The organism is Streptomyces sp. TAA486 (genome assembly GCF_000426165.1).
This window is the reverse complement of the sequence record NZ_AUEV01000009.1, coordinates 354,885-362,736: the sequence shown is the minus strand read 5'-3', so window position 1 is coordinate 362,736 and position 7,852 is coordinate 354,885. Positions and strand designations below refer to the sequence as shown.

The 7,852-nt window shown below is 67.9% G+C and carries 1 protein-coding gene; it reads right to left on the bottom strand.

Going from position 1 to position 7,852, the window contains the following annotated elements; translation table 11 throughout:
- Positions 1-7,828 (bottom strand): amino acid adenylation domain-containing protein (locus I004_RS34250; protein ID WP_486580022.1); only part of this gene is annotated, 7,828 nt, incomplete at its 3' end.
- Positions 7,829-7,852: the final 24 nt, after the last annotated feature.

Genomic DNA, 7,852 nt, shown 5'->3' with positions numbered 1-7,852 from the left:
GCGACGACAGCCCCGAATCCACCTCGACCAGCACCGACTGGTTGAAGTGATGCGGCTGCGCGAAATCCTGTGAGAAGAACCAGCGCTGAATCGGCGTCAGCTCCACCGGCCCCGTCACCAGACCCTGCTCCGCCCGCACCGTCGGCGCGTCCTGCTGCTCCACCACAGGAGCAAGCTCAGCAATCGTCTGATACTGGAAAAGCTGCTTCACCGTGAAATACAGACCACGCTGCTTCGCGCGGAAGATCACCTGAAGACTCAGAATCGAGTCCCCGCCCAGCGAAAAGAAATCATCGTGGACACTGACCGGCTGACTCGTGCCCAGCACCGCCTGCCAGATCTCTGCCAACTGCTCTTCCACCGCGGTCCGCGGCGCCACATACTCCCGCCCCGCGGCAGCATGCTCCTCCCACGACAACGCCGCCAACGCCCTACGGTCCACCTTGCCGTTGGGACTCAAGGGCAACGACTCGAGCGGGACGAAGACGCCGGGGACCATGTAGCCGGGAAGCCGTTCGCCCAGGAACGACTGCAACGCCTCGGCCTCGACCGGCTCACGGCACACCACGAACGCCACAAGCCGCTTCGAAGCGCCGTCGGCATGAAGCAGGACCGCCACATCCGCGACCTCGGGGTGCTGTGCCAGGGCGGCTTCGATCTCACCCAACTCGACCCGGAAACCACGGATCTTGACCTGGTCGTCGACCCGCCCGAGTACTTCGATGTTGCCGTCGGGCAGGAGACGTGCGAGGTCGCCCGTCCTGTAGAGACGGCTGCCCCCGTCATCCCCGAACGGATTGGCGATGAACGCCTCGGCCGTCAGATCCGGACGGCCCAGATAGCCACGCGCCAACCCCGCCCCACCGATGTACAGCTCTCCGGCGACACCTGGGGGGACTGGCTGCATGGACCCGTCCAGCACGTGCACCTGCATGTTGTCCAGGGGCCGGCCGATCGGCACCACCGCCGGCACCTCCGCATCCGGCTCCATCCGGTGGCTGGTGGCGAACGTCGTCGTCTCGGTCGGCCCGTAGCCGTCGACCACGACCAGTTCCGGGCAGGCAGCGCGCACGCGCCGCACGGCGTCCGCCTGCACCGCGTCCCCGCCGGTCCACACCTCGCCCAAGTCGGCGAGGCAGCCCGGGTCCTCCTGCGCGAACAGGTGGAACAGCGCCGCGGTCAGCCACATCGCCGTGATCCCGTGTGCGGGCACGACCTCCCGCAGCAGGCCCGGCGTCACCGTTCCCGCGGGTGCCACCACGACCCGGCCGCCGGTCAGCAACGGCGCCCACAGTTCGTACGTCGACGCGTCGAACGCCTGCGGAGAATGCAGCAGCACGCACTCGTGTCCCCGCGCAAAGCGGCTGTCCAGGGCCAGCGCGGACACGTCGGCGTGAGTGACGGCGACACCCTTGGGACGGCCCGTCGAACCGGACGTGTACATCACGTACGCCAGGTCGTGGGTGGTCACACCTGACGCGGGCGGCGTATCGGGCCAGTTCTCAAGGTCGGGCCAGAAGTCCTCGACCGCCAGCGTCACCGCGTCGGACTCGGGAAGCACACCGAGCACCGACCGTTCGGCCAGCACCACTTCGAGTCCGGCGTCCTCGGCCATGAACGCCAGGCGCTCGCTCGGATACTCGGGGTCCAGCGGGACATAGGCCCCGCCGGCCTTCAGGGTCGCGAGCAGCGCGACGACCATCTCCGGAGAGCGCGGCACGCACAGACCCACCAGGCTCTCGCGCCCGACGCCGCGGTCCCGCAGCAGATGCGCAAGGCGGTTCGAGAGTGCGTCCAACTCCGCGTAGCTCAACCGGCGTTCACCGGACGCCACGGCCACATCGCCGGGGCACCGGGTGACCGTGCGCTCGAACAGCTCGTGCAGGGCCGCCGGTTCGAGTGCTTCCTCGTTGCGGGCCCCGTGGCCTCGCTCAATGATCTGCCTGCGCTCGGACTCGTCGACCATCGGCAGGTGCCGGAGCGGCCGCCCCGGCTCCGTCAACGCGGACTCCAGGAGCACCTCGAAGTGGTCAGCCATGCGCGCGACCGTCTGCCCACCGAACAGGTCGGTGCTGTACTCGAATCCGAAGCGCATCCCTTCGGGGGCGGCCTGGATCATGAGGGTGAGGTCGAAGCGGGCGACGCCGACGCTCATTCCCTCTTCGATGAGACGGTGCATCCAGGGCTTCGCCTGAACCAGAGCGGATTCGTGCTCCAGGAGCGGAAGGCTCTCGTCGGCGAACATCACCTGGAAGACCGGGTTGTAACCGAGGCTGCGAGCCGGCCTCAGCGCCTCGACCAGCCGCTCGAAGGGGACCTGCTGGTGGCTCTGGGCGTCGAAGAGCTGCCTGCGCACCTGCAGCAGCACGTCCTCGAAGCTGGGTTCGCCCCGCAGGTCCACACGCACGGCGACCGTGTTCACCAGGAACCCGACCATGGACTCCAGCTCGACACGGTTGCGGTCCGCGATCGGTACGCCGATGACGACGTCGTCCTGGCCGCTGTACCGGGAGAGGAAGACCGCGAAGCTGCTGAGCATGGTGATGTAGTTCGTCACCTGGTGCTCACGGCTCAACTGGCCGACGCGTTCGGTCATCTGGGCGGACAGCTGCCGCCTCAGGAAGTCGCCCTTGTAGCTCTGCTCGTCGGGCCGCGGGAAATCGGTGGGCAGCGTGAGCAGTTCAGGAGCGCCGGCGAGCTGCTCCTTCCAGTGGTCGAGATGGAAGGCGAGCCTGTCCTCCTCCAGCCAACTCTGCTGCCATACCGCGTAGTCGGCGTACTGGACCTCCAGGTCCTGCAGCGGTGAGGGCTCGCCCTCGTCCAGGGCCCGGCAGATCTGGAGGAACTCCTGGCCGAAGACGCCGATGGAGTAGCCGTCGAAGACGGTGTGGTGGGCGCTGAGCGCCAGCACCTGTTCCGTATCGGAGAGTCTGAGTAGCTGGGCGCGCAGCAAAGGGCCCGTGGCCAGGTCGTAGGGCTGGTCCCACCACCTGCGGATCTCCTCCTGTGCCCGCTGCTCGGACTCCTCCTCGGAGAGCCCCGAGAGATCGGTCGTGGGCAGGGCGACGTCCCACTCGTCCGCGATGATCTGCCAGACCTGACCGTCCTCTTCGCGGAAGGTTGTCCGCAGCGGTTCGTGGCGCCGGATCATCTCGTGCAGCCCGTCCCGCAGCACCGTCGCCTCGATGGACCCCGGCAGCGGGATGAGCCAGTTGACGGTGTACGAGGTGGTTCCAGGGCTGAGCCGGTCGATGAAGAAGAGCCGCTGCTGGTCGAAGGTGGCGGGGAGCGGCACGCCGCGCGGTGAGGGGCTCAGCGGACGCTGCTCCAGCGGCTGCAGCTCCTCCTGCCGCCGCTGCAGTTCGCGTGCGACCTCGGCGATGGTAGGGAGGTCGAAGAAGAGGCGGACGGGAACCTCGAGCGAGAAGACCTGCCGGACGCGAGCCACCAGCTGCACGGCGAGAAGCGAGTGCCCGCCGAGCTCGAAGAAGTTGTCGAATACGCCGATGGGTGAGCGGCCGAGGGTCTGTTCCCACACCGAGACGAGCAGCGCCTCGGTGGTGTTGCGGGCCGGTACGCGAGCCGCCGACCCCGTGGACGAAGCGTCCTGCGGCAGCAGTAGCGCACGCCGGTCGAGCTTGCCGCTGGAGGTGACGGGCAGGGCGTCGAGCGCGATGAGGTCGGACGGCACCATGTAGGCGGGAAGCCGCTCGGCCAGGTGGGCGTGGAGCTGGGGCATCAGAAGGTGCTGGATCTCCGCCTTCAGCGGCTGGTTGGCGTAGTTCGACCAGCCCTGCTCCCCGCTGCCGGGCTCGGCCGGCGTGACGAACTCCTCGTCGTCAGCGCCGTGTTCGGCGCCCGCGCGGGTCAGCAGAACGGAGTAGGTGCCGTCCGCACCGTGGCGGCTCCAGTCGAGCACAGCCAGGAAACCGGTCTGTTCGGCGAGTTCCCGCACGTCCTCGGGGTCGAGGCCCGCTGCCGGCCGGTCCTGTGCGCGCCAGGCCTCCACCGTCTCCAGCCCGGAACCTCCCTTGAGCCAGCGGAGAGTCCGTGCTGCCTCCTCCACGCGGGAGTTGGGGACGTTGCGCACCCGCAGCCTGTCGGATCCGCCGGCTTCCAGCCTCGCGCGCAGTGCCTGGAGGGTGAGGCTTTCGGCGTTCCAGTCGAGCTCAGGGGTGCCCGGTTCCGCACGGCCGGCGGTGTCCGCGGGGTCGCCGACGTGCAGCACAACCTGGTAGCGGAACATCGACATCTCGTTGAGGTGGCGGCCGCGCTTGGGCCGTATCTCGACCCGGGAGACAACGCCGGTTGCGGCAGCCCAATCCCGGAAGAACTGCGGGTCGAGGGTGAGCTCTTCTTCCTGCTGCACACGGTGCTGGACGCGCTGCCAGAGCTGCTCACGCGTCATCGAATCGGGGGCGCGGTCCGCCTCGACGCTCGCGTGGAAGGCATCGAGGAGCGGAAGGCTGCGGACGTCGCCGACGATGACCCGTCCGCCGTACGCGACGCGGGACACCGCTCCTTCGAGGACCCGGACCAGGTAGTCGATGTCGGGGAAGTACTGGATCACCGAGTTGATGACGACCGTGTCGACCGGCTCCAGTTCGAGGTCGCCGATGCCGTCGGCCTCCCTCTGGTGCAGGACCACCGCGTCCCGCAGCCCCGGTTGCGAGTCGAGGCGGCCCCGGACCGACTCGAGTACCGACGAGGAGAAGTCCGTTCCGTAGTACCGACGGCATCCGGGAGCGAGCGGGAAGAGCAGCAGGCCGGTGCCGCAGCCGATCTCCAGGACGGCGCGGGGGTCGTAGCCGCGGACCAGGGAGACCGTGTCCTCCTGCCAGGCCCGCATCTCGTCGAGCGGGATCGGCATGCCGGTGTAACTGCTGTTCCAGCCGGAGAAGTCGTGACCGTCCTCGGACGCCTGCGCCGCGTTCGGGTCGAAGGCGTCGTACACCTCGCGCCAGCGGTCGATGCGCTTGCCTGCCAGCGGGTCCCCGTGATCCTGGACCGCCGAGTGGGCCAGCTGCGGGTGCGGCACGACGTACGACACCAGCGACCTGTCGCCCGTCCTGTCCTCACGGACGATCGTCGCCGCGTCCTGGACGACTGGATGCTCGCTCAACACGCTGTCGATCTCGCCGAGTTCGATGCGGTAACCGCGGATCTTGACCTGCGAGTCGGTGCGCCCGAGGAACTCCAGGTTCCCGTCGGCCCGCCACCGCGCCATGTCGCCCGTTCTGTAGATGCGTTCGCCGGGCGTGGCGCTGAAGGGCGACGGTATGTACTTGCTCGCCGTCAGCTCCGGCTCGTTCGCATAGCAGGAGCTGAGGCAGATGCCGCCGATGTAGAGGTCGCCCGGTACGTCGATCGGGCACGGGCGCAGACTCTCGTCGAGGACGTAGTAACTCGCGTTCTGGATCGGCTTTCCGTACGGAATGCTCGACCAGGCGGGGTCGACCTCGCCGACGGGGAAGAAGTTCGACCAGACCGTCGCTTCCGTGGCACCGCCGAGGCCGACGACCTGGACGTTCGGGAACGCCGCCTTCATCACGTCCGGCGAGTGCACCGGGATCCAGTCACCGCTCATGAAGATCAGCCGAAGCGACCCGGAGACGATCTCGTGGGCGCCCTCGCTGTTCGTCGGCAGGAAGGGCACCAGCTGCATCAGGGCGGCAGGCGCGGAGTCCCAGAACGTGATGGGTTCGTCCGCGATGTAGGCCAGCAGGTTCGCCGGCTCCTGGATGTCCTCGCTCGTGGCGACCCGGAGCGAACCGCCGGCGGCAAGGACGCCGAAGATGTCGTAGACGGACAGGTCGAAGGTCAGCGCGGTGACGAACAGGACGCGGTCGTCAGGTCCCACGGAGAAGGTGTTGTTGACCCACTCGATCAGGTTCACCGCGGGGAAGTGCGCGACCGTGACGCCCTTCGGGGTTCCGGTCGAGCCGGAGGTGAAGATGATGTAGGCGATGTCCTGCGGGGTGCCCTGCGGGGGGAGATTCTCCTGCGGCATGCTCGCCAGCTCGGCCGACGAGTGGACGGCATAGGGAGTCTCATAGGCCGGCTCGTCGTCGCCCGCCGGGTCCAAGCACAGGACGTGGGCTAGGTGTGGCAGCGGATCGGCAGTCTGGACGCGCGGCATGAGGGTGTGCTGCGTCAGGACACAGGTGATCTTCAGCGAGTCGATGATCCAGTGCCAGCGCTTGACGGGGGCATTGACGTCCAGGGGGACGTAGGTGCCCCCCGCCTTCAGGATTCCGAGCAGCGCGGGAATCATCTCCGCGGAGCGCTCCATCAGGATCGCGATCTGGTCCCCGCGGCCGAGTCCGAGCTGCTTCAGACGGTGCGCGACCTGGTTGGCCAGCTCGTTGACCTCGCGGTACGTCCAGCGCTCGTCACGGAAGAGCAGAGCCAGGGCCTCGGGCGTCTCCGCGGCCTGCCGCTCGAAGAGCTCGTGCATGCAGAATTCCTGCGAGTACGGAGCGTCCGTGTCGTTCCACTCATGGACGAGCTGAGTGAACTCCGCGGGGGTGAGGAGGGCCAGCTCCCCCAGGCGGGCCTCCGGCTTCCGCACGAGATCCGTGACGACCTGGCGCAGGTGCCCGGCCATCCGCTCGACCGACTCCGCCGCGAAGCGCTCCGTGTCGTAGTGCATCGTGAGCGTGAGCCGTTCCCCGGGTGTCACCACGACGCTCAGGGGATAGGCGGCGTGGCTCTCCTCCCAGGTCCTGACCATCCGGAGTGACCCGGTCCCGGGTTCTGCTTCGTGGTCGTCGACCGTCAGCACGCTGTCGAAGAGCGCCTCCCCGGAACCGATCCCGCTCCACTGCTGAACCATCAGCAGCGGGCTGTGCTCGTGTTCCTGGATCCGCGCGTACTGAGCCTGCAGGCCGCGCATCCATTCCGCCCAGCCCGTCGAGGCCGGCACGCCGACGCGCATGGGAAGGGTGTTGATGAGTAGCCCCACCGTGCCCTCGATGCCGGGCAGTTCGGCCGATCGGCCGGGAGTGGTGACACCCATGACCACGTCGTCGGCGCCCTTGTAGCGGCTCAGCAGAAACGCCCAGGCTCCCCGGACGAGGGTGGGGATCGTCAGGCTCTGCTGCTCACCCGCGGCGCGCAGGGCCGCGGTCTCCTGCTCCTCCAGGACGAGTGAGACCTGGGCGTACGCGGCGGGCGACGGGTCCGCGGTCGCGTCCTCGTCGGCGGAAGGCTTGAGTTCGCAGGGCAGCGGACTGACGGACGCGACGGACTCCAGCTCGTCGCGCCAGAATCCCTCGGACTGACCGGCGTTCTGACCCCGAAGCCATTCGACGTATTCCTGAAACGGCGTCACCGGCCGGTCGTCGACGGGCCGCTGAGAAGTCAGACACTCGTAGATCTCTTCGACGTCGCGAAGAACGATCGCCTGACTGCTCGCATCGAGAAGAATGTAGTGAAAACTCCAGAGAACGTGATATTTCGTCTCGGCCAGCCGGGAGACGTGGAGACGCCACAGCGGCGCCTCGTCCAGGGAGAACGCCTGGGAGCGATCCCGCTGCACGATCGCCTCGAGCGCCTCGGACCGCCCCTCTTCGTCCAGGGCCCGCAAGTCCTCGTGACCGAAAGGGAAATCCACGCTTTCCCGAACGGTCTGCACAGGTTCATCACCGGGCTGCTCACGGAAACTCGTCCTCAGCACGGCATGCCTCTTCATGACGTGCGCCCAGCTCCGGCGAAATGCCTCCACGTCGAGATCGTGCGCAATCTCGAGCACGACCTGCGCGTGGTAGAGCCCGGTCCTTTCACCATGGCGGGACTGGAAAAGGATGCCTTGCTGAGCCGGTGCCATCGGGTAGGAAACATCGACCCGTCC